Source organism: Nostoc sp., from assembly GCF_036917435.1.
In the GTDB taxonomy this organism is placed as follows: Bacteria; Cyanobacteriota; Cyanobacteriia; order Cyanobacteriales; family Nostocaceae; genus Nostoc.
The window spans coordinates 230,396-252,671 of sequence record NZ_JBALDM010000058.1 but is presented as its reverse complement, the minus strand read 5'-3'; the positions used below and the strand labels follow the sequence as shown (position 1 = coordinate 252,671).

Annotated in this window: 19 protein-coding genes, 1 tRNA gene and 2 pseudogenes; 9 read left to right on the top strand and 13 right to left on the bottom strand. The window is 42.1% G+C overall.

What is annotated here, in order from left to right:
- Positions 1-24: 24 nt before the first annotated feature.
- Positions 25-549 (bottom strand): hypothetical protein, encoded by a 525-nt coding sequence (locus tag V7K98_RS28540; RefSeq protein WP_335028140.1) that lies wholly within the window; start codon positions 547-549, stop codon positions 25-27.
- A gap of 266 nt (positions 550-815) precedes the next feature.
- Here V7K98_RS28540 and V7K98_RS28535 point away from each other — a divergent pair, with 266 nt between their 5' ends.
- Positions 816-920 carry a histidine kinase gene (locus V7K98_RS28535; protein WP_335028138.1) on the top strand — a complete coding sequence of 35 codons (105 nt, stop codon included), beginning with the start codon at positions 816-818 and terminating at the stop codon, positions 918-920.
- 97 nt (positions 921-1,017) lie between these two features.
- Positions 1,018-2,319: a dihydrolipoamide acetyltransferase family protein gene (locus V7K98_RS28530; protein ID WP_335028136.1), complete on the top strand. Its 1,302-nt coding sequence runs from the start codon at positions 1,018-1,020 to the stop codon at positions 2,317-2,319.
- 200 nt (positions 2,320-2,519) lie between these two features.
- On the opposite strand, the gene V7K98_RS28525 is transcribed toward V7K98_RS28530, so the two are convergent.
- The 3 genes from V7K98_RS28525 to V7K98_RS28515 all read right to left on the bottom strand — a co-directional run bounded on the left by V7K98_RS28525 (position 2,520) and on the right by V7K98_RS28515 (position 5,637).
- The gene (locus tag V7K98_RS28525; protein WP_335028134.1) at positions 2,520-3,071 is read right to left on the bottom strand and encodes an ATP-grasp domain-containing protein; all 552 of its coding nucleotides are present in this window, start codon (positions 3,069-3,071) and stop codon (positions 2,520-2,522) included.
- A 25-nt stretch (positions 3,072-3,096) separates the two neighbouring features.
- Positions 3,097-3,408: a hypothetical protein gene (locus V7K98_RS28520; RefSeq protein WP_335028132.1), complete on the bottom strand. Its 312-nt coding sequence runs from the start codon at positions 3,406-3,408 to the stop codon at positions 3,097-3,099.
- Between the two features lie 81 nt (positions 3,409-3,489).
- Positions 3,490-5,637: an RtcB family protein gene (locus tag V7K98_RS28515; protein ID WP_442940451.1), complete on the bottom strand. Its 2,148-nt coding sequence runs from the start codon at positions 5,635-5,637 to the stop codon at positions 3,490-3,492.
- A gap of 455 nt (positions 5,638-6,092) precedes the next feature.
- Here V7K98_RS28515 and V7K98_RS28505 point away from each other — a divergent pair, with 455 nt between their 5' ends.
- Entirely contained in the window at positions 6,093-6,230 is a 138-nt protein-coding gene (locus V7K98_RS28505; RefSeq protein ID WP_335028130.1) for a hypothetical protein, read from the top strand.
- Between the two features lie 143 nt (positions 6,231-6,373).
- Here V7K98_RS28505 and V7K98_RS28500 read toward each other — a convergent pair whose 3' ends face one another.
- Complete coding sequence (locus V7K98_RS28500) at positions 6,374-7,579, bottom strand: hypothetical protein (protein ID WP_442940452.1); 1,206 nt, start codon at positions 7,577-7,579, stop codon at positions 6,374-6,376.
- Positions 7,580-7,791: 212 nt separating this feature from the next.
- Here V7K98_RS28500 and V7K98_RS28495 point away from each other — a divergent pair.
- The 4 genes and pseudogenes from V7K98_RS28495 to V7K98_RS28480 form a co-directional block, all read left to right on the top strand.
- Positions 7,792-8,142: pseudogene (locus tag V7K98_RS28495) on the top strand (methyltransferase type 11); the annotation flags it as partial.
- The gene (locus V7K98_RS28490) at positions 8,139-8,867 is read left to right on the top strand and encodes an HAD family hydrolase (protein WP_335028126.1); all 729 of its coding nucleotides are present in this window, start codon (positions 8,139-8,141) and stop codon (positions 8,865-8,867) included. The pseudogene V7K98_RS28495 and the gene V7K98_RS28490, both read left to right, overlap by 4 nt.
- A 65-nt stretch (positions 8,868-8,932) precedes the next feature.
- A tRNA-Ala gene (locus tag V7K98_RS28485) sits at positions 8,933-9,005 on the top strand.
- 46 nt (positions 9,006-9,051) lie between these two features.
- Positions 9,052-9,273 (top strand): annotated as a pseudogene (locus V7K98_RS28480) (transposase); the annotation flags it as partial.
- On the opposite strand, the gene tftA reads toward V7K98_RS28480, so the two are convergent.
- On the bottom strand, positions 9,213-10,565 hold the full coding sequence (tftA, locus tag V7K98_RS28475) for a hormogonium tapered terminus morphoprotein TftA (RefSeq protein WP_335028124.1): 1,353 nt from the start codon (positions 10,563-10,565) through the stop codon (positions 9,213-9,215). The pseudogene V7K98_RS28480 and the gene tftA sit on opposite strands and share 61 nt — an antisense overlap.
- Positions 10,566-10,963: 398 nt before the next feature.
- Here tftA and dnaG point away from each other — a divergent pair, with 398 nt between their 5' ends.
- Positions 10,964-12,880, top strand: coding sequence for a DNA primase (gene dnaG, locus V7K98_RS28470; protein WP_335028122.1), 1,917 nt, complete (start codon positions 10,964-10,966; stop codon positions 12,878-12,880).
- Positions 12,881-13,656: 776 nt separating this feature from the next.
- Positions 13,657-15,327: an MBL fold metallo-hydrolase gene (locus V7K98_RS28465; protein WP_335028120.1), complete on the top strand. Its 1,671-nt coding sequence runs from the start codon at positions 13,657-13,659 to the stop codon at positions 15,325-15,327.
- 53 nt (positions 15,328-15,380) lie between these two features.
- Here the strand turns inward: V7K98_RS28465 and V7K98_RS28460 are convergent, their stop codons facing one another.
- From V7K98_RS28460 to V7K98_RS28430, 7 genes are all read right to left on the bottom strand, one after another.
- Positions 15,381-15,692, bottom strand: a complete 312-nt coding sequence (locus tag V7K98_RS28460; RefSeq protein WP_012408115.1) for a DUF6679 family protein — start codon at positions 15,690-15,692, stop codon at positions 15,381-15,383.
- Between the two features lie 660 nt (positions 15,693-16,352).
- Positions 16,353-16,571, bottom strand: a complete 219-nt coding sequence (locus tag V7K98_RS28455) for a hypothetical protein (protein ID WP_335028118.1) — start codon at positions 16,569-16,571, stop codon at positions 16,353-16,355.
- A 269-nt stretch (positions 16,572-16,840) separates the two neighbouring features.
- Positions 16,841-17,629: a Nif3-like dinuclear metal center hexameric protein gene (locus V7K98_RS28450; protein ID WP_335028116.1), complete on the bottom strand. Its 789-nt coding sequence runs from the start codon at positions 17,627-17,629 to the stop codon at positions 16,841-16,843.
- Between the two features lie 77 nt (positions 17,630-17,706).
- Entirely contained in the window at positions 17,707-18,456 is a 750-nt protein-coding gene (locus tag V7K98_RS28445) for a hypothetical protein (protein WP_335028114.1), read from the bottom strand.
- Positions 18,457-18,739: 283 nt separating this feature from the next.
- Positions 18,740-19,153, bottom strand: coding sequence for a secondary thiamine-phosphate synthase enzyme YjbQ (locus V7K98_RS28440; protein WP_335028112.1), 414 nt, complete (start codon positions 19,151-19,153; stop codon positions 18,740-18,742).
- A gap of 221 nt (positions 19,154-19,374) precedes the next feature.
- Positions 19,375-20,481: a glycosyl transferase gene (locus V7K98_RS28435; RefSeq protein ID WP_335028193.1), complete on the bottom strand. Its 1,107-nt coding sequence runs from the start codon at positions 20,479-20,481 to the stop codon at positions 19,375-19,377.
- 270 nt (positions 20,482-20,751) lie between these two features.
- Positions 20,752-21,945 carry an aminotransferase class V-fold PLP-dependent enzyme gene (locus tag V7K98_RS28430; RefSeq protein WP_335028110.1) on the bottom strand — a complete coding sequence of 398 codons (1,194 nt, stop codon included), beginning with the start codon at positions 21,943-21,945 and terminating at the stop codon, positions 20,752-20,754.
- Between the last annotated feature and the right edge of the window lie 331 nt (positions 21,946-22,276).

Here is a 22,276-nt window from a genome sequence, read left to right as displayed (position 1 = left end):
AGTCATTTGTTTTGTGACTAATGACTAATGACAGATGTGATTTAACTTTGTGTGAGAGCGGCTCCCAGCCAAACATTCAACCTGGGAGCCAGCCCAAACTATTTGCCAGACTGGAGGAGAGCTAATAAATAGCGATCGCCCGAAGGTAGTCATCTCAACTCGATATTGAATACCAACCGAATCATTACCCCGCTTGATTTGTGTAATCGTCACTAAAGCTTGATTTCGTTGTGGATAAGCTACCTCTACCTTTCGCGTTCCTCTCACTGTTGCTATGTTGTCAAAAGCATTCAGCGCGAGGGTAGCAGGATCGCTACCTTGGAGAGATGAGTTGATATTTTCTAAAGGTATAGTTTTATAATCAAAACGATCTGAGTATGCCACAACCTCTTGAGACTGATGTATTGCTCCCATCTGCTGGGTTTGCCCATAACTGCTAGTCTCAACAATCGGTGCAGATTGCTGGTGTTGGGTAATATATACTCCAGCGCCAGCAGTGGTAAAGATACCTAATATCAGAATCAAAAAGAATTTCAGCTTTGCCGACATAAAAGTAAATAGGAATTTCAAATAGGTTTATTACCAATTTTGAATTCTAGATTGAACTGCATCCCGTATCCTCTACCTGTAAGAAGCTCTTGTATCTTAAGCATTGGGTATGAGGAATACAAATCGCAATCCCATTTAATCTGTGAGAAACTCGTGGTGTTTTTTGCAAGTCAACGACTAAAAACGAGAGCAAAATACTTGCTAACCATTGAGGATAGTTCTGTATTATAGACCTCTAAGTTATATTTAGGTTCCTGGGGTTAGGAGTGGGGAGTGGGGAGGATGAGGGAGATGAGGGAGACAAGCAAATAACCAATGCTCAATGCCCAATGCCCAATGCCCAATGCCCAATGCCCAATGCCCCAACCTAAAATATAAAATCTAAAGACTAAAACTCTCCCATCAAGATACAATTCGATCTGACAAAACCTGTTAAAGTCCATAAACCATTGATTTCCAAACCACCCTATGAGCATTCACGAAGTATTTATGCCGGCTCTGAGTTCTACCATGACGGAAGGCAAAATCGTCTCCTGGGTGAAATCCCCCGGTGACAAGGTGGAAAAAGGCGAAACAGTGGTGGTTGTAGAGTCAGATAAGGCAGATATGGATGTAGAAACCTTTTATGAAGGCTTTCTTGCCCATATCATAGTTGAAGCTGGTGAAACTGCCCCGGTAGGATCTGCGATCGCCTTTATCGCCGAAACGGAAGCTGAAATTGAACAGGCGAAATCTCTTGCCAATTCCTCCGGCGTGGCTGCTACTCCTACCTCATCCCCGCAAACAGTCGCCGCCACAGCCGCAGTTGCAACACCTGCCTTAACGTCTCAAAACGGCTCTAACCACAAAGAAGGAAGGCTTGTAGTTTCACCCCGCGCTCGCAAGTTAGCCAAAGAACTCAAAGTTGATTTAACTACACTCCAAGGTAGTGGCCCCTACGGTCGCATTGTCGCCGAAGATGTAGAAGCATTGTCTAATAAGGGCAAACAACCCGCTACCGCCCCAGTTGTCCCACCAGTACCTGTATCAACCAGCGCCCCAGTTGCACCCCCAGCACCTCGGACACCAGCACCCGCAACCGTGGTAGCGGCTGTTCCTGGTCAAATCGTACCTCTAACTACCTTCCAAAATGCCGTAGTGCGGAACATGGTAGCTACCATATCCGTGCCCGTCTTCCGTGTCGGTTATACAATTACTACTGATGGGTTAGACAAACTTTATAAACAAATTAAATCCAAAGGTGTGACAATGACAGCGCTACTGGCGAAAGCTGTAGCATTAACGTTGCAAAAACACCCATTGTTAAATGCTAGTTACTCAGACCAAGGTATTGTTTATCATTCTGATATCAACATTTCCGTAGCAGTAGCGATGGATGATGGCGGATTAATTACACCTGTGCTGCAAAATGCAGATGCAGTGGATATTTATTCTCTATCGCGTACTTGGAAGTCTTTGGTAGAACGTGCCAGGGCAAAACAACTACAGCCTCAAGAATACAACAGTGGTACTTTTACCCTGTCGAATTTGGGAATGTTTGGCGTAGACAAGTTTGATGCGATTTTGCCACCTGGACAAGGTTCAATTTTAGCGATCGGGGCATCCCGTCCGCAAGTGGTAGCAACACCCGACGGTTTATTTGGCGTGCGGCAACAAATGCAAGTCAACATTACTTCCGATCACCGCATTATTTATGGTGCCCATGCTGCGGCGTTCTTGCAAGATTTAGCAAAATTGATTGAGACAAATCCTCAATCTTTAACAATGTAATTTTGAAAAGACACCAAATTTAAATGTTAGCGCTATGAGCGGTTCTCATTTATGTGAGGTACACCCGTAGGGGCAATTCATGAATTGCCCCTACACCTTAAGAGGCGGTGAAAATTGCTGATAGCCCATAAGGTAAATGGATTGAAGGCTCAGACCTGTCAGCTTGGCTCGACACCTGGGGAATGGAGCATAAAAAACCATCAGTAGCTTATATCTTTTAACTTATTCCACAATTCAAGTGCAGGAATGTGACAAAGACCAGCAAATTGTGCATCGGCTGTTTCTATAACTATCCATTCTCCACTTTCTAATTGCCCGATATCAATTGCTATATAAGGAACACTAAGGCGTTCAGCAGCTAAGACTGCTAACTTTAATACTTGCGCCTCTTCTGGTTTTGATAACTTGCTCAAGTCATCTTGCCCATCCCAATAATATCCATATTTTAGAATTTGCTGATTATAAATAAAACATCTAAACTCTCTTCCCATTGGAAAACCATTTGGAGCTAGGCGTGTATATCGCAATTTTACTAATTTCCTAACAATAACTCTACCTCGTGAATGATATTTAAGTTTTAATAACCCTTCTGTAATTCTGATTAATTCTTCTTGATTATTTGCTACGCAAGACTTCCATCCTTGCATTTTTATAGATTGAACTGCGCCTTTGACAAACAGAGGAAATCCTAATAATTCACCAGCCTCAATACATTCGTTTGTTGAGGTAATTACCAAACTTTCAGGTGTCAATCCTTTTAAGTGAGGGTAAAATAAGTCAAACTCTAATGCTGTTTGGTGTTCTAAAGGAGTATTGAGTAGTTTTTTTTATCCCCTTAGCCAAAGCTGCATAATATATAGTTTGGTAACGCTCAAACTCAGGAATATAACCTATCCAAATACCCAGAGTTGCTTTAGGATAATTAGGAATGTGCCATAGAGCATTTTCTGCTGTACCACATCGTTCAAAATCTCGTGGGATATAGTAGACTTTGCACCCTAATAATTGTGCCGCCTCAGTCATCAATTTATTTTCGCTAGCGCTAGCAGATGGCTCTATTTGTTCAGTTGATTCACTTAAAACAATCATTTATTCCTCAGCGTACCTCTGCGCTTCCCTCAGCGTGCCTCTGCGTTTAAAAAAAAAGTGGGCATTACCCACCCTAAAAATTTATCCCTTCACACAAAGAACTTGCTTGAGTGTTGCTACAACTTCAACCAAATCTGCTTGATTTTCCATAACTTTTTCTATCGACTTATAAGCACCAGGAATTTCATCTAACACCCCCTCATCTTTGCGGCATTCTACACCTTGAGTTTGCTCGATCAAATCATCAAGTGTGTAGACATTTTTTGCCTTATTTCTAGACATCAAACGCCCTGCTCCGTGGGAACAAGAACAAAAGCTATGGGCATTACCTTTACCCTTAACGATGAAAGACTTTGCCCCCATAGAACCAGGAATAATCCCATAATCTTCAGTTTGGGCGCGGACTGCACCCTTACGAGTAACGTATACATCTTCATCAAAATGCACTTCTTTTTCAGCGTAATTGTGATGACAATTAACCTGCAATAAAGGTTTAGTTGCCTTCCCACCAACTAAATGCTTCTCAACTATGTGCTTAAAACGCGCCATCATTACATCGCGGTTGACACGTGCATAGTTTTGTGACCATTGCAAATCGTGCCAGTATGCTTGGAATTCTGGCGTACCAGCGACAAAATGAGCTAAATCAGGGTCAGGTAATTTATTACCTGCCATTTTCGCTAATTCTCTGGCTGTGTGAATATGACACTGGGCAAGTTTATTGCCGATGTTACGCGAACCAGAATGCAGCATCAGCCAAACTTGATTCTCTGTATCAAGGCACACTTCAATAAAATGGTTTCCTCCACCAAGAGAACCCATCTGTCTCATGGCTTTACTTTGTAGGTCTTGCACGCCGCGATGCAAATCTTTAAAATTATCCCAGTGTTGCCAGTTGATAACAGATTTTTCAACGTCTTTGTTTTCGTTGAATCCAGTAGGAATTGTTGCTTCAATATCCAGGCGGATTTTCTTCAGTTTACCTTCTAGTTGTTCGGCGGTAAATGATGTTTTGATAGCGCTCATCCCACAATTATGAACAAATACCCCAGATTTCAGTGCAAAATTATGATGCTCCGGTACTGTTAGACAGTAAACATCTTCTGTGTAATTTAGGGGATTTACTGCTACAACTTTGTGATTACATTGATGTTCTTTTTTGCGGTGGTTGTGAAGTTCAATTGGAGTTTTGACATCTACACCACAAATTTCACAGGTATAGTATCGGTTAGCAATTTCTTGAGACTTTTCTCTCCCTTTTTTACTCTTGTTATATTCAACTAGATATTGCTTACCCCGATTACCATTACCTGCAACTGCATTTTTAAAATGCTCTGGTTGCTGTTCCATGTATTGAAGGATATTCCTAGTTCCCCGTTCTGCATAGTATTGGTATCCTTCTGGAGTTTTTGCTTTTTGAGCAAGGGAAGCAACTCTTTTTTCTTCAAATTCGGCAGACTGCCAGTGTTGGTTATGCTCTACTAGAGAGCGGTGGTAAGCAGAATGATTGCGATCGCCCATGAATTCAAGATTATCTGGTCGATTATCGGATTCATGGAAATTCTGATGATGAATAACTGTTTTCTGTCCGTCAAATCTGGGAATCTTGCCCAGTAACCCAGACCTGGCAATAATCCAGTGGGCTTTTTGCCATCTGTTGGAGTATGGCTGAACAATCAGGGTGTAGCCATCTTTGTCAGTCTTGGAGTAAAAGGGCATTAAGGAAGTTTCTGTTTCAAGCAACTGAGCTTCTTTATAAGTTCCATCCCGAAGCATAAATTGGTGGTCGGGTGTACAAATAATTTCTTCACCATTATCCAGAATCACTTTCACAAGTGGAGCATTTCGTCTAGTCAACTTAGCAGTTGCTTGAGCCGCAACGATTTTTCCTGTTGGCGTACAAGCATAAACAATAAACTCTTTACCCAAATCTATTAGGTCTTTAATAGGATAGGATTTACCATCGACTAGAGGAATCAAGGTATCTCCTACGAAGCAACCAATATCTACACCGACAGCAGCAGGGATAATTGCTTCTTTGGTCGCAATTACAGAACCAACTAAAGCACCTTTTCCTAAGTGAACATCTGGCATTAATGCCACGTGCTTAAACACAAATGGTAATGATGCCACATTCTTGGCCATTTTGGTTTCTTCTGGCCCCAAGGAGTGATTTGCCCAAGATAATACGGGTGCTGGTGTGGTAATTTCTAACTTTTCGTAGGGCATAATTTTTTATATTTTGGATTTTAACTTTTATATTTTGGATTGGGCAAATTATCGGTATGACTTATAAACCATTACCTAGTCAATACTGTTCGGTTAAGGCAAGAGACGCGATAAATCGCCGTCTCTACAATAATTTATCCTTCGCAAAAACGCGATAAATCGCGTTTTTGCAATCTAGAACTTTCATCAAATAACCTTAACCGAACCGTATTGATTACCTAGTTAGTTGTAACAATTTAAATGTTGTATTGTCTTTCATTTGACTTACTTAATTTTGATGAAGTTGAAGAACTACTTTTGGGGAGTAGCACTTTTATACTACAAATGTAGCTGAATAGATTACAAGCGTCAAGTATCTACCACAGAGAGAAAGCAGATGTTTGCTAAATATATTAAAATTTGTAAATAAAATCACTTGAGTCTCAATAATCCTTGATTTACATTATTGCTATGGGATGAAGACTGCGGTCAATGCGGCGTTTTGGTGTGATGTACCTGTTGACCGACGCGCACGGCAAGAGTTGGAATTGAGCTTAATTTTGAAGTGGCGATGCCTGCGGCGGGCTATTCGGTGTCGCCTCGCCGTTCAATAAAGAAAACTGGGAGCGCTGGGGGCAACCGTTTTTGTAGAAAAAAGTAAAGTTTAGTATCAAAGCAAATTATTATTCACTTGAATAGCCACTATATTTTAGGTCGGTACGTTTGAGCAGCTTAGGGCTGTAAGGCGAGTTCGCTATTACCTATGCTGCTGGAACAGCCAGTTGCGGATGCCTTCAATCGTGTAGGCGATGCGCCAGGTGTTCCGGTGCCCTGCCGCACCAGCGTTGCTTTGCCCCGGAGGAATCACTGTGCCTTGTCGGAAAGCGACATAATAAATACTGCTGTCCGGCCCCGCTTGGAGCAGAGCCGCCACGTCACGCTTGAACTGTGCGGCAGTGGTGTTGCCGTCCCACACGGCGCGGGTCACTCTCGATCCGTGTTTTTCCAGTTCAGCAGTGATGGCATTCATGCCAGGGTAGGCTTTGTCGTCATCTTCAGAGACTACGATCCACAGCTTGTTCTTCGCCATCGGTGCAACTTTGGTCGCATCCCACTGACCGGCGACAAGTAATGAAGCCGCGAACAATTTGGGGTGCAAGATGTTCAGAGCGATAGCCGTCATGCATCCCCCGGACTGTCCTGTGCTATACAAGCGGTTCCCGTCGATGCTATATCGCTTTTGCAAATCTTGTATCAGCCGGACGGTAACATCTGCGTAATCAGAGGTTTGGGAACTATCGTTGGCAAGCGCCACGGGATACTGCGGAGCCAAGACGAACGCCGGGTGTTTGGCCTGTTCCTCAGAACTGGCCCAAACGGTTGCGCCCAAACCCTGCACCAATGTCGTATAGGGGTTGATATTAGTGACACCCAAATCATGCATGAACAGCACCATCGGGTATTTCGTGTTGGGAGCGTAGTTTTTGGGAATGAAAAGGTTATACGTGAGAACCAAGCCTGTCACTGGATCGGTGAACTTGAACTGCTGAAAATCATCCACGATCAAGTTCATTTGTCGGGTGTTCGAGATGGGTTTAGTGGTCGGAGCATACCATAGTCCAGATGCTGTTTGGACTCTTGCCGTCTGATTTACGGTAACGGACGCTTGGCGCAGCACTGGGCCTTGAGGGTTGTAAGTAGGGGCGTTGGAATCGGCTGTATCCAGTTCGATGACGACAAAGTTTCCATCTCTGCCCACTTGTGATTTTTCGGCGCGAGCATTGGCATACACTCGCATGATATTACGCCCGGTGACAGTGAAGGCGGTAGTCGAGAGGCTGCTGTTTTTGATCGGCATATCATACTCGACGATAACAGCCGTGAGACGCTGCCCATCACCAAAGACCTCAGTTACGGCAGTCGCGGCTTTAATGTGTTCGCTGTAGAAAACGGTGTCCTGCATCCCAGTGCCACCTCCGGCCTTCTGTTCGCCTGTTAGAACGCTTTTAATCTGATTCAAATCAGCATCTGCAAATTCTTTATGAATAGTCTGTGTGATTGCATTGACCAGGTTAGAATTTGGTTGACTGGCTGTTGTTTTTTGAGCCGGAAATGGTAGGAAGCTTACACCGAAAACTGTTAAGCTTGCTATCATCCCAAACAATATTTGTCTATTCATTTCTGCGGGAAAGCTTTAGGTTGCTGGTAAGTGGAGGACAAGTATTAATTCTAGATGGAAATCAGAAGACTTTGCGGCAGTTAGAATGGCTTAATGATGTTTTTGAAGAGCTATATATTCATGAGTATGGTGCTGGTAGTATAGAGGCCAATATGGGTGCAGCCGGATTTGAATCTGTGCGATGTCTACGACGGGCTACGCCTACGCAGGATGTATGGTGGATAAATCAGCTAACTAGCGGCGTTAAACCAATAGGAACTGAAAATGTCCGTCATTATACTCCCACATCAGTAGATAATAATGATTTGGAGGGATTTGGATCTCCAGCATTTGGCACAATCGCATGAGTTTAAAGGCAGTTCTCTTTGATTTTAATGGTGTCATCATTAACGATGAGCCAATCCATCTGCAACTAATAGATGAGATTCTTGTTGAAGAAAATCTCCAACCCCAAAAGGTGAGTGAGCGTCAAGCTTCTTTAGGACGCAGCGATCGCGCTTGTTTTCAGCAATTACTAGCGAATCGTGGTAGAGTTGGTGACGAAAAGTATTTGACTCAGTTGCTGTACCGCAAAGCCCAAGCTTATACGGTGGAATTAGAGAAGATAGAGAAACTGCCTTTATATCCTGGTGTCGAAGACTTAATCTATCAGGTGCGATCGCGGAATCTGAAATTAGGATTAGTCAGTGGTGCAATTCGCCAAGAAATAGAATTCGTACTCCATCGCGCCAAACTAGACCAACATTTTAAAGTTATTGTCGCGGGTGATGATATCACCACCAGCAAACCAGAACCGGATGGTTATCTACTGGCTGTAAAACGCCTAAATAAAGAATATCCTGAATTGAATCTTCAACCACGCGAGTGTCTAGCAATTGAAGATACTCCAGCAGGGATTGCAGCAGCGAAGCGATCGCACATGCAAGTTGTAGGTGTAGCGAATACTTACCCATTCCACATGCTCCAGCGCTGCTGTAACTGGACTGTGGATTATCTCAGTGATTTGGAACTGGAACGGGTGCAGAAGATTTATTCCCAAAAAGAGCCTCAGCCATCGCCAACTGAATGTTAGAATAGTATATTGTGGTAGTGTATTGAGTTAATGAGTAATATTGCTCTTGACTTTGCACCGGCTAAGGGGAATTAGCTCAGTTGGTAGAGTGCTGCGATCGCACCGCAGAGGCCATCGGTTCGAATCCGTTATTCTCCATGTTTCCATTAAATAAAATTGTTACCCGCCATGAAGAACTATTGGTTTCGTTGTACTCCCCAAACGTTGGTTAGTTGAGCGAACTTTTGGTTGGTTCAACTAGTGCCGACGATTGAGCAATGATTATGAAATCTTACCTGAGACAACTGAAGCATTTATTTATATATCTAAAACTTCTCAGACATCCTCTAATAAATTACTCAACACTCAAAGAAGTCCTGCTGATTCATATAATCGTTTGACCATTGCGGAAATCTTAGTACTATAATCCAAATCTGCTGACCAGCGCCCTGATAGCTGATCGATTAATGGCGCAATTCCACGTGTGACAAAACGAAACCTGGGATCTACTACTTCTTGTACCAAAGGTTCTAAACTAGCGTAAGCTTTCAAATGTTGGATGTGCGCCCTGACTCCAATTCTGGCACTTGGAAAAGATGCAGCCTCTGAACCACCACCGATCGCACCTAAGCCTGCAAAGTTATTTTGCTCAGGTTTAATATCACCACCAAACTGTAAAAATCCAGTTTCTACACACATTTGACAAAAGGCAATATCATAGTTCACTCCTTCTATCCCTGCTTCTTCCCGATAAAGTTTTGGAATGTCAGGAAAGCTTACTAAAGAATTTTGATTGTTGTTTCTCAGAAATAATTGTAACTGTACTTCTGAAGTATTACCGTTCGACATCACGCGCGAAAGTTGACCAGAGCAACCCATCAAATTCGAGCGCAAACTAACAGTACGAGTTCCAGCATCCCAATTGACTGCAATATTAAAATCTCGCAGTTCGATAGCTTTGACATAAACTACTTTATGATAGGTAATCCGATTGACATTAGCTGCTTTTGAAAGGTCAATCCGTAGAACGTCTACTAAATCAATAGGAATGTAAGCATTACCATTAACTAAAACTCCTTTCTCTGAGTAATTTTGCCCATTAATATTAATATTAATTGGGGGATAATTTGGTTCTGCCGGAGTTCCAGGAGTAGGGTCAATCGCACGGCTCCAAGTTACCAATCCATCAGCAATTCCCAATGCAAAATCGCGGCGACGACTTTGCAGCAAAGCCCGATCCTCTGGATTACTGAGAAACGCCACTTGCATCGCCAAAGCTGGAAGCGTTGTCTGCCGACAAAATGCTAAACTACCCAATCCGCTATCTGTATCTGGCTTGACTCCCCGATTGGGTAATTGGGGTACGCGGCGCAACAAACCCATTAGTAACTGTTCAGCATTACTTTTGCGATCGCTATTATTCACAATATAAAAGACGCTAGCCCCACGCACAGAAGGGCTGTTAGCGGCGTTAGATTGAATTTCTAGGGCGACATCACCCCGGCGACCGCGAGAATTGATCCAGGCGATGGTTTGGGCGGCACTCAAGTCATCGGGAACCGCCAAAATCTCCAAATTTCGCGCCCTCAGTTCCGTGACAATTAAATCCCGCAGCAGAATCATTTCTTTAGCTTCAGTTGTACCACCTGCGATCGCACCTGGATCGACCCCTCCAGCTTCTTTGCCTCCATGAGCCGCAGAAATAAAAATACGCCCCATCTTAAGTATTTCCTATGACAAAATTAAGTGTAAGTAATTATACAGCATATTGCGGGTAAATAAAGTACACGGGTAAGGGCACAACATGTTGTGCCCCTACGATGATCTGTACCTCACGCCTGTTGCAATCTGCTGTATTAGTCATTCTTGGTCTAGCAACAAGAATATAATAGCTATCAGAAGTCATTTGTCCTCTGTCCTTTGTCCTTTTTTCAAAGTTAGGAACAAGAATTAAATAACATACAGTTTATGTCCTTGGCTTACCTCACCCTCAATCCCTCTCCTTGTAAAGGAGAGGGAAGCTAGAGACAGGATGAAGTTTTGCATTTTATTTAATCCACGTTCCTTAATGCCCCATGCCCAATTCCCAATTCCCAATTCCCAATGAATGACAAAATATGCAAATCCCCCGCTTGCACCCGGATACAATTGAGGAAGTTAAACTACGGGCTGATATTGTAGATGTCGTCTCAGAATACGTAGTTTTACGCAAACGTGGAAAGGATTTTGTCGGTTTATGCCCTTTTCACGATGAGAAATCTCCTAGTTTCACCGTCAGCCAGACTAAGCAAATGTACTATTGCTTCGGCTGTCAAGCTACGGGAAATGCCATTAAGTTTGTCATGGAGTTGGGAAAGCGTTCTTTTCCTGATGTGGTGCTGGATTTAGCACGGCGTTACCAAGTACCAGTGCAAACTCTAGAACCCGAACAACGCCAAGAATTACAGCGTCAGCTATCTTTGCGTGAGCAGTTATATGAAGTACTGGCAACGTCCGCACAGTTTTATCAACATGCCTTGAGACAATCCCAAGGGCAAAAGGCACTTCAATATTTGCAATCTAACCGCCAACTTAAAGAAGAAACTATACAGCAATTTGGCTTAGGTTATGCCCCCGCAGGTTGGGAAACTCTCTATCGTTACCTAGTGGAAGATAAACATTACCCAGCGCAGATACTAGAAAAAGCGGGATTAATTAAGCCACGCAAGGAAGGAGGCGGTTATTATGATGTGTTCCGCGATCGCTTAATGATTCCCATCCGTGATGTTCAAGGGCGCGTCATTGCCTTTGGTGGAAGAACCCTCACTGATGAACAGCCTAAATATCTGAATTCACCAGAAACGGAACTTTTTAGTAAAGGTAAAACATTATTTGCCCTCGATCAAGCCAAAGGTGGGATTTCCCAACTCGATCAAGCTGTGGTGGTAGAGGGATATTTTGATGCGATCGCTCTCCACGCTGTTGGTATTAATAACGCTATCGCCTCCCTCGGTACAGCTTTAAGCTTAGAACAAGTCCGGCTAATATTACGCTACACCGAATCGAAACAACTAATACTCAACTTTGATGCTGATAAAGCCGGAACCAATGCCGCCGAACGTGCGATCGGTGAAATTTCCGAACTAGCATACAAGGGCGAAGTTCAGCTAAAAATTCTCAATTTACCCGATGGTAAAGATGCTGATGAATATTTGCATAGTCACACTCCCGAAGATTATGGAGAACTGCTAAAAAATGCGCCACTTTGGTTAGACTGGCAGATTCAGCAGATTATTCAAGATCGGGATTTGAAACAGGCTACTGATTTTCAGCAGGTAACTCAGCAATTAGTCAAATTACTTAAAAATATAGCTAACAGCGATACACGAAATTATTACGTTTCTTACTGTGCAGAAATACTCAGCTTGGGAGATACCAGACTTATACCCCTGCGAGTCGAAAATCTACTAACTCAAATTGCTCCAGTTGGCGCTACATACACTAAACCCGTATCAGCGAAGAAAGCATGGGGAAGTAGCAAAGTTTCCCATTCCCCACTTCCTACAGAACGCAGCCTTTTAGAACACGCAGAGGGGTTATTACTAAGGATTTACTTACATTGTCCTGAACAGCGTCAAGCAATTATTGCCGAACTAGAGGAGCGAGATTTACAATTTAGCCTTTCCCACCACCGATTTTTATGGCAACAGATTTTAGAAACAGCCCAAGAACAGCTAGATTTAATATCAACTTTGCAAAACAGATACCTAGAATCGTCTGAAGAATTAGGATTAGTGTCGCATCTGTTTCATCTGAACGAGAAATGGAAGATAGAAATACCTCGGACTCCGCAAGTCGTTCAAGCTGCGATCGCTTGCATGGATTTAGTCATGCTTGAAAAACGCTATCGTCACTTTTTGGAACTATGGCAACAAACCGATCCCGAAACCGAACCAGAGCGTTATAAATCTTATTATCAAGCTTTCTACGCCGAAAAAATTAAGCTTCAGAAAATAGATAAGCAACGGCTGTTTTCCATCACAAACTTGTTGTAGATAACACTCTAACCGGGGAGTAGGGGAGTATATTTATTTAAAGAAAGTAAGCTAGCTAAGTTTGGGGTTTGGATACCCCAGGAAAGTGAGTATCCTAGCGTTTGTCTTTTTTCCATTGACCAGATTCTAGATGAGGATTTTTACGGTTTGTAGAAAATTGCTGCTGCTGTTACATTGCTTAACATCTAGATAGATGGACAGGTGAACCGAAAGGTTTTACAATCTGACTGATTGTGGTAAATTCACTTATTGCCCAATCCATATAAGCATAGTAAAGATTTTCTAGTGATTACGTTTGATTGCGGAAGCACTAAATTAATATAAGAAAGTCTTGAATAAGGGGCAGCAAGCAAATGGATGTAAAGCTGATTCTAGCTGGATTGACAGTTATATTTACGCTTTCGTGCTTATTTTTTGGCACGAAGAATGGATTCTATGATTCCGATAACTATCACGGCAATGGTTCCGCACATTGAGATAAATCTGTAGATGCTTGGGCGGCTTCCTTTATGGTGAGTTAGCTAAGAGCGCTCAAAACTTGCAAAAGGAAAGTACACAAAAGGCAAACTCCTTTAGCTCCTAGTTTGATGGCTTTTTATTTAGCCCACCTTTCCGAACCAGTGCGGGTTCGCTGGAGGCCTCCTCCCCAATCAAAAATCCGTATTCTCAGGGTGTAGGGGCGCACTATAAAACTTACCCCTAAGTCACAAAACCAAAATTTGTGTAATTTTTGGCTTTTGGGATGTGTCCATGATGAGATTTGAGGGGAGGAGAGCATGAGGGATAATCTGTCGGCATCCTCTAGCGTAGATGGTGTGGAGGCGGGTAGTGAATTAGAATGTTTGCCCTATAGTGTCCAGCATGACGATGAGGGCGTGTGTTTACTGGTGAAGATGGGCCCACACCGCATCCTATTGGATTGTGGTATGGAGGATATTTCATCGCTGGCTAAGGGGCTTACTAAGTCGGAACGTGGAACTAGTTCGCCCCTGCCAGCAGATTTAGTTTTGATTAGTCATGCCCACCCAGATCATGCCAGAGGCTTACTGTCACTGCATAAAGCTTTTCCCAAGTTACCTATTTATGGTAGCGAAGTAACCAGCAAGTTACTGCCACTGAATTGGTTAGATCAAGATGCTGAGGAAATTTCCAAATTTTGTCATGCTTTGCCGTTGCGATCGCCTGTGGAATTCCAAGATGGTTTAGTAGTAGAATTATTTCCCGCCGGGCATCTACCAGGGGCAGTGGCAATTCTCCTTACCTATACTACCAAGCAGCGTACCTACAAGCTACTGTACACGGGAGATTTTTTCTTATCAAACTCCCGCTTGGTAGAAGGTTTGCGTTTAGAAGAACTGCGGGGTTTAGATTTAGATGTCCTAATCATTGAAGGTAGTTATGGCACATCCCGTCATCCTCACCGCCGTAACCAAGAAAATCAACTAGCAGAGCGAATCAATCGCGCGATCGCTGACCATTGTTCTGTCATCCTGCCCACTCCTGCCTTAGGATTGGGTCAAGAGATGTTAATGCTATTACGCTCTCATCATCACTTCACTGGACGAGATTTAGATATTTGGGTGGATGGTGCTGTTGCAACTGGTTGTGATGCCTATTTAGAACTTCTACCCCACCTTCCTCCATCTGTACAGAATTTTGCCCGCCATCAACCCTTATTTTGGGATGAACGGGTGCGTCCCCGCGTGCGTCGTTTACAGGCAGAACATCGTCCCACAGTGGGCAAGTCACCTTGTATTGTCCTCACCGACTCTACAGATGATTTGGGTAAGCACTGCCAACTAGATACAGGCCCTTGGCTGATTCTTCTACCAGAAAAAATTGATATAAAAGTTAATAAAGAATATTTAGCACCTACCACTGTCGAAACTTATCTCTTAGCTCAACATAGCGATGGCCCTGGTACTACGCAGCTAATTCATAATTTGCGACCCCAGCATGTCATTTTTGTCCACGGTTCTCCTGCTTACTTAGCAGACTTGACTAGCTTAGAGGAGTTGCAAAACCGCTACCATATACATTCTCCGGCGGCTAACACTTTAGTAGAATTGCCTATCGGCGATACATTTTTACAACCGGCAGCACCAGAAACTAACTATGAAGGTGAATTAACAGAGTTAGGAACAGTAATCACAATCACCTTACCAAATATGATTACTGGCGATCCGCGTTGGCGGCAATTTGCCGATACTGGTTTAATCGAGGCTCGTTGGCAAGGTGAAGAACTAGTCTTAAGGGGATTGTCTCAACGAGAACTTCTTAGTCAAAATAGCGATCGCTACACATGGACAGATGTAGACTGTTGCGGTACTTGCCGACACCAAAGAGGGCAGAGATGTTGGAACCCAGCTTCGCCATTGTATAACTTTAAAGTAACCCTCGAAGGTTACTGTCCTGCTTTTGAAGGCTTATCTAATCCTGAGTCCTGAGTACTGAGTTAGGATTTATTACTCAGCACTCGGAACTCAGCACTCAGAACTAATTATTCTGGATTTGAGTCAGTGTAACGGTTGTGGATGCGCTCTGCTTCGGGACAATCTTCAGTCATCAGAGGTTCCACATTTCCGCGCGGTACTGAAGCCAGTTTTTGCGTTACTGCACCAATGCTCTCAAGGCGAACCATTTCTTCCCAAGAACAAACTTCGTCCTCTTCTTCTGTTTCATAGCGTAGGGTAACTAAATCTCCCTCTATGTCTATGATGCGGGCGCGTTCAATCCAGCGTTGCTGGTCCCGCAAGAAAACACATACCTCGCGCCCATCGCAACACAGTTGATAAATCTTGCGGTGTAGCATGTATTGTTTCTGCCTTTTTAAACAACGTAGTTAAACCTTTCAAAATCTGGGTTCTACCCCATTACATTACACCTTTAAGAGGTTAATTTCATCTTTGAGAACAAGTACGCTTCATGACCCAATCCCAAAATTTGCTTGTAGTTGTCAAAATATCGGGAAATGTTGAATTATAAATCAATGGTTGTTCTAGTAATGAAATTATCTCCTTCCGGCTCGTTTTACGGAATGTCAGCTTCATAGAAGTCAAACAATTCGCAACCTGTCCTAAGCAGGCTCATATTTTATGCTGAGTCATTCTTACCATTATGTAACAAATAATACTCCAAAACAATCGTGAATTGCGGTTGTTTAATTTCCCTACTTTTACTCATTGGCATTTTTGGGAAGTCCGGGGACTCGGCTTTAGTTTTACCCACTTGTATCTGATCTTAACTCATTCTTTTGCTGACCTTGATAGTTTTCAACAACAACACCCAAAGAGTTTTTAATTTTTAAGATTTTTTGCCTGATGAGGAATAAAGAGGCAGGAGGCAGAGGGCAAGAGAAATGCCCATAAATACATTTAAAGATATTTAGAGGATTTTATAAATATAAAAGGGTATTAAATAAGTAAAAATACTTATAGCAAACTTTCCTCAGTTCCTCTGCTTTTTTAGAGTATTAGCAAGATTTATGTGGCAAAGGAAATTCCATGAACACGTTCGACGAGGATGCTTCTCGTTTAATTTTACCTGCACGAACTGCATCATATAAGGCTGCGAGGGCTGACAAATCCTCTGACTGATAGCATTTAGTCGCCAGTACTTGATGAAGTAAACCCTCAGATTCAACACTAAGATATCCAGTTTGGAAAGCAGATTCAATGATTGTGCGAATCATCTTGGTTAGAGCAGAGTAAACAATTTGTTATCTCAAGTGTGGAACATTTTCTTGTGCAGTTAATTGATATAGGACATTGATATCATGTGATTATAGTTACACCCAAGGAGTGATTTATATCACATAAATGGTAGGAAATATCAACTTATGCTGATAATATTTGGTATATGTAGCAGATTTTTTATACAAATTCCTTAAGTATTAATAGTGGTAGACGATGTGGGAAACTTTTAAGCAAGCATTTAAAAAATCTAGTGAGACACAAACAATCAAGCAAAAAACTGGCGGAAATCTTCATCCTTTTGACTTAGTTGTGCCCAGTCTAGGTTTAAAGACTGGAATTTTTGCACCAAGCGATCGCAAGCTGGGCGTTCGGTAGCGTAATGTCCAGCATCAATTAAGATAATGTTACGATCGCGGCTTTCTTGAAATTGATGAAACTTGCAGTCAGAAGTCAGATAAGCCTCAGCACCAGTTTTTGCGACGGCTGAAATGTAACCAGCCCCCGAACCACCCAAAACAGCAACTCGTGAAATTGTTTGCTGTAAATCAGCACTGGGGGAAAAAATCAAATTAGGTGGATTAAGTTGGGTTTGAATGGTTGCGAGTAATTCCTGTAGTGTCAAAAATGGCTCTAGCAAACCAACACGACCATATCCTAATCCTCCTTGTGTGGGTACTATGGGAGTAACTTCTTTGAGTTCTAAAATTTGAGCTAAAACGTCAGCAGTCCCATCCTGCACTTGATCGAAATTGGTGTGAGCGCTGTAAATACCAATATTGTGGGTAAAAGCTAACCGTACCATTTCCGCGATCGCTTCACCAGTGCGTAAAGATTTGAGAGGATTAAAAATCAAGGGATGATGGGCAAATATCACATTAGCATTTTCTGCGATCGCTTCTTCCATTACTGCCAAAGTCGGTGTCAAACATACCAAAACCCGTGCTTTTTCCTGCAAAACTCCTGGTTCAATCTGCCAGCCACAATTATCCCAGCTTTCACACCACGCAGGATTAGCCCATGCTTCAAACCAAGTAATTAAATCAGCAATTTTCATAATTATTTTCTTCAGCAATTTTCAAACAATTCTGGGGGTTTAAATCCCAGTTATATTACTTAATTACGCATGACGAATCAGTGTCTTTGTGGTTGAATATTTAATTTTAATGCTAATTGCTGGCGCATTTCTTGAAAAGGTTTGTTCCATACAGGGCTAGCATTCCAATTCCATACCGCTATGGGGATAAGTTGCTCCTCAGCTAGATAAGTTAGCAGACGATATTCATCTTCTGGTTCACGAGAAAATGTGAAGGGATTGCGGTAGCCTGTATCACATAGTTTATAAGATGTAACCTGCCCGTGACTAATCCGTTGTAAAAGTTCCTTACCTTTGGCGAGCAAATAATCTAAAAAAACCAAACTAAAAGGCTCTATGTGGGCGCGATTTTGCGGCTCTTTTTGTACCCACCTTGCCCACTCAAACCCATAGATAAAATCGTGAACGTAACGGAAACGAATTTCTGTTTTAGTTCCGAACATTTCTATCAGAGTAACCATTTTTTGACCAAAAACTTTTAAAAAAGGAATAGCACCCTCATCTGCTGCTAAAGCCTGTCTAATCATACTACTGACTAGAAAATCAAAATCCCAAAATATGTTTTCTGGGAAGTTTTGCAACTGAGTACGGACTATACTTTCAATAGTTTCTTGGAGATTTGTAAGAAGTTGAATATCGGTGTTTTGCTCAGTAATTAAATTTTCCAATTCTGCAAAACTGGTACTTAATGTCTTTTGAGGGTTAAGTGATAACAAACGAATAGACTGTTGGGCAAGTATTTCATCAATATATTGGAAAGTATGAGTTGGTGTGAGTTCTTGCTTCATAGTAATTGAAATAACCCAAACAGCTTACACTAATTATTAGTTTATATCGAAATAAGAAAATTATTAAATAAGCAAAAAAAACTTAACTTTCAACTTTACAAAGTTATACTAATTCTTTAACAGATTATATCTAATTAATTCCGCATCAATAATTATCATTGCAAAGCTATCACGGCGAAATTTGTTTAATGCAGATCGCCGCGAGTTTATGAGATTATATCCAAAGGGTAGCTAGAATAACCAGAGTATTTAAACTCTACCTTAAATAAAACTTGAGAATCGGCTATCCAGAAATATGGATAACCAATTCTCTTAAATGACTACGCTGGCGATGTTCCCAGATATAAATTCCCTGCCAAGTTCCCAGTACTAGATAACCTCGATTAATGGGGATATGTTCAGAAGTGTGGGTGAGTGCGGTACGAATGTGTGCTGGCATATCATCGGCACCTTCTGCATCGTGGATGTATTTGGCTGATTCTGGGACGAGTTTTGCCATAAAATTAGCTAAATCTACAAGAACATCAGGATCGGCATTTTCTTGGATGACTAAACTGGCTGAAGTGTGGCGCAAAAATAAAGTACAAAGACCAATTTCAACCCCCGATTCTGCAACTGCGGCTTCAATCTTAGGGGTAATATTGTAAAAAGATTTGGCAACAGTGGAAATTTTTAGTAATTTTTGGTAATGAGTCATTTAAAACAGTAATTATTGATGACACTATAGCAGTTCTCAGTTGAGTGAAGTATAAGAACCCACCCCCAACCCCCTCCCCGCAAGCGAGGAGAGGGCTATGATGTACCTCATATGATTAAGAAACGCTATAAAAGCTAATTAGCTGTTGAATCTACTTAATTTTGTTGTCGGATCATGTTGGTTGGCATTCTATATATTAATTTATATTGTTTTGAATAACTTTACTTGGTCTGTAAATAATTGAGAACCGCTTTAGCGATCGCTTCATTACCATCCTTAGCAATAGGTTGAGATTGCTTTGGTGCTTGGGGTAACTCATGCAGAAAATCCCAAGAACCTTGAAAAAACTCAGATGGGGTAATGATTTGATGCTGGTTATAATTAGTTATGCCTTCTACTATAAAAGTTGCTTCAGCAAAATCTGCACGCGGTATGGTAACAATAGGCACGTTTAGTATTGTGGCTTCAGAAAAAGTACTGTAACCAGGTTTAGAGACAACTCGACCACAAATAGGCATAAAATCTACAGGGCGATATTTGCGTAGCGCTTCGCGCTTGCCATCGGCATCGCTAATTTTCACTATATTATGTAAATCAGGCGCTGATTGATCGAAGATGATAAATTGCCAATCGGGGAATCGTCGCAGGTTATCGTAGGGTATTTGCTGCAAACCCAAGCCGCCAAATGTCAATAAAATAGTTTTTTCGACTGGTGCGGTTATTCCCCAAAGAGAACGTAAATCATCAGTAGAGTAACGGGGGGAACCACCTGTTAGACCAACATCTGTGATATTGTGAAAAGCTTGCATCGGTTCGTGGAAGGGAAGACGAAATAAGCGATCGCACTTTGAGTACCAATCACTAATCCAATCTGCGATCGCTGTAAATTCACCCCCCCAATCTCGATAGATAAAGTCCCAGCCAAAGTTACTCATCATCCAGCAGGGAATATTTGCACCTTTGGCAAACCCAGGGGCCAGGAAAGGAATATCTGCCAAAATGAGATTAACGCGATTTTGGCGGATAAAATTAACTTCTGAGGCAATGAGCGAATTTTGATGTTTCTTAATATCTAGCAACTTTTCTAAAGTCGCTACTTTATCCATTGTCAAACTATCTGTTTGCACCACACCCAAATCAAATGCACGGGGACGATAGATAAAATCGCCTTCTATATAGCACTCTAGCAACCAGCGTGGGGCAGTGGTTACAAGAATTAGCAGAACTTCTGGACATAACTTTTGAATTGTCGCAGCGACAGAAGCCATGCGGGTAGCATGTCCAAAGCCGTGGCTAGTGATGGCTAAGTATAATATTGGGCGTTCCATTTTAAAGGTAGAAGTCATTCAATTTGGGATTTTAGATTTTAGATTTTTAATTCAATCCAAAATTGGCAGAGTTAGGTATGAAAATTATAATTTTCACAGTGATAGCTTATAGCAGTTGTCAATTGCACGAAATACAGACCTAACCCCCAGCCCCTTCCCTACAAGGGAAGGGGAGTAAGATTCAAAGCCTCTCTCCTTTTAGGAGAGAGGTTTGGAGAGAGGTCAAAGTGTATTGCTTCCATTCGAGAAGCGCTATATAACTCATACTTTTTAACTATTTTTGCAAAAACTTTGAATTGCCTCAACCAGTTGGTCGATTTCCGATTCTAAAGTCAGATAATGGATGGTGGCGCGTATACAGCTAGGATCGGCAATTGTGCGAGTTAATATGTTTTTTGAGTCTAAAAACTGCACTAATTTGAGATTAGCTTGAGGCTGATTATTTGTAAGTTGGAAGGAGACTATACCGCTTTCGGGTGGTGAAGTTCGCAAACATTTAACATCGGGTAACGCCACTAAACGCCGCCAAAGATACTCACTATTTTGACAAATTTGCTCGTAACGTTCCTGTGACGTTCCCCATTGCTGATGAATTGCGATCGCTTCCTTTAACCCAACATACAATGGATAAGCTAATGTAGACACTTCATACCGTCGCCCATCTGGAAGCCAGCCTACAGGCTGAGATTCACTATCCACAACAATCCCATTTAAGCCAATAAACGTAGGTTTCAGGCTTTCTCGTGCTTCTGGGCGAACATACAAACCACCAGCACCCGCAGGGCCACATAACCATTTGTGACCAGTGAAAGCATAAAAATCTGCACCCAATTCTGTCAAGTTTAAAGGCAACAAGCCAACAGATTGGGCAGCATCTATCAATAAAAAAGAATGATTATTTCTGCATACTTCGGCAATTTTATCAAGAGGTAAAACTTGACCAGTATTCCAGAAAACATGACTTAATATTACAAGACGGGTATTAGGGCGTAAGTGTTGGGCAATAATTTTTACAGAATCGCCCTCATTTAAAGTCGCCTTTAGGGGACAAGTGGTAACTTCTACCGCAAATCTCCGGGCGATTTCCTGCGTTGTGGCAATTATGCCTGGATGTTCGCAGTCTGAGAGTAGTATATGGTCGCCAGAATGCCAATCTATACCCCACATGGCGATATTACAGCCAACTGTGACATTCTGGGTAAGAGTAATTGTTTCGCTTGGTGCATGTAACTCCGAAGCGATCGCAACTCTAGCGGCTTGAGTCTGCGGTGCTATCCAGCGATACGCCTCATTTCCAAAGGGGCCTATTTGCTGAACATAAGCTTGAGTTTCGGTCATCGCATCCATTGCCCTTTGGGGCATCGGCCCTTGTCCGCCATAATTGAAATAAGTCTTATTGGCTAAAGCGGGAAATTGCTCTCGATGGCTATGTAACTTAGTTTGGGCGACAGAAATACTAGTCATATCAATTTGAGAATTTGGATTTTAGATTAGGGACTTCCAGTTAAAAAACATTCCATTGTAGAAGCGCTAGGAGAAGATACCCTAAAAATGTACAAATAATTTTGGGTAATTTATTTTTTGTCAGTCCTTTAGTACAGTATTTCACAAGCTCGTAGCGAAAAAATTGCCTTGATTAGACCTTTGTGTTCCTCTGCGCTAACCTTTGCGAGCCTTTGCGTTTAAATTTTAACCTTCAATTCGCCATGAATTTACCCTCTCATCTCCCTCACTTCCCTCCATTATTAATTGTCTGAGTTACTCCCACATAATACTAATTATTGTTAACTTAAAA

Coding starts and splice junctions, on each gene's coding strand:
- V7K98_RS28455 (WP_335028118.1), bottom strand. CDS start 16,571: ATGATTCGCACAATCATTGAATCTGCTTTCCAAACTGGATATCTTAGT.
- V7K98_RS28445 (WP_335028114.1), bottom strand. CDS start 18,456: ATGAAGCAAGAACTCACACCAACTCATACTTTCCAATATATTGATGAA.
- V7K98_RS28430 (WP_335028110.1), bottom strand. CDS start 21,945: ATGACTAGTATTTCTGTCGCCCAAACTAAGTTACATAGCCATCGAGAG.
- dnaG (WP_335028122.1), top strand. CDS start 10,964: ATGCAAATCCCCCGCTTGCACCCGGATACAATTGAGGAAGTTAAACTA.
- V7K98_RS28505 (WP_335028130.1), top strand. CDS start 6,093: ATGAAGACTGCGGTCAATGCGGCGTTTTGGTGTGATGTACCTGTTGAC.
- V7K98_RS28440 (WP_335028112.1), bottom strand. CDS start 19,153: ATGACTCATTACCAAAAATTACTAAAAATTTCCACTGTTGCCAAATCT.
- V7K98_RS28460 (WP_012408115.1), bottom strand. CDS start 15,692: ATGCTACACCGCAAGATTTATCAACTGTGTTGCGATGGGCGCGAGGTA.
- V7K98_RS28450 (WP_335028116.1), bottom strand. CDS start 17,629: ATGAAAATTGCTGATTTAATTACTTGGTTTGAAGCATGGGCTAATCCT.
- V7K98_RS28540 (WP_335028140.1), bottom strand. CDS start 549: ATGTCGGCAAAGCTGAAATTCTTTTTGATTCTGATATTAGGTATCTTT.
- V7K98_RS28490 (WP_335028126.1), top strand. CDS start 8,139: ATGAGTTTAAAGGCAGTTCTCTTTGATTTTAATGGTGTCATCATTAAC.
- V7K98_RS28465 (WP_335028120.1), top strand. CDS start 13,657: ATGAGGGATAATCTGTCGGCATCCTCTAGCGTAGATGGTGTGGAGGCG.
- V7K98_RS28515 (WP_442940451.1), bottom strand. CDS start 5,637: ATGCCCTACGAAAAGTTAGAAATTACCACACCAGCACCCGTATTATCT.
- tftA (WP_335028124.1), bottom strand. CDS start 10,565: ATGGGGCGTATTTTTATTTCTGCGGCTCATGGAGGCAAAGAAGCTGGA.
- V7K98_RS28500 (WP_442940452.1), bottom strand. CDS start 7,579: ATGCAGGACACCGTTTTCTACAGCGAACACATTAAAGCCGCGACTGCC.
- V7K98_RS28530 (WP_335028136.1), top strand. CDS start 1,018: ATGAGCATTCACGAAGTATTTATGCCGGCTCTGAGTTCTACCATGACG.
- V7K98_RS28520 (WP_335028132.1), bottom strand. CDS start 3,408: ATGATTGTTTTAAGTGAATCAACTGAACAAATAGAGCCATCTGCTAGC.
- V7K98_RS28435 (WP_335028193.1), bottom strand. CDS start 20,481: ATGGAACGCCCAATATTATACTTAGCCATCACTAGCCACGGCTTTGGA.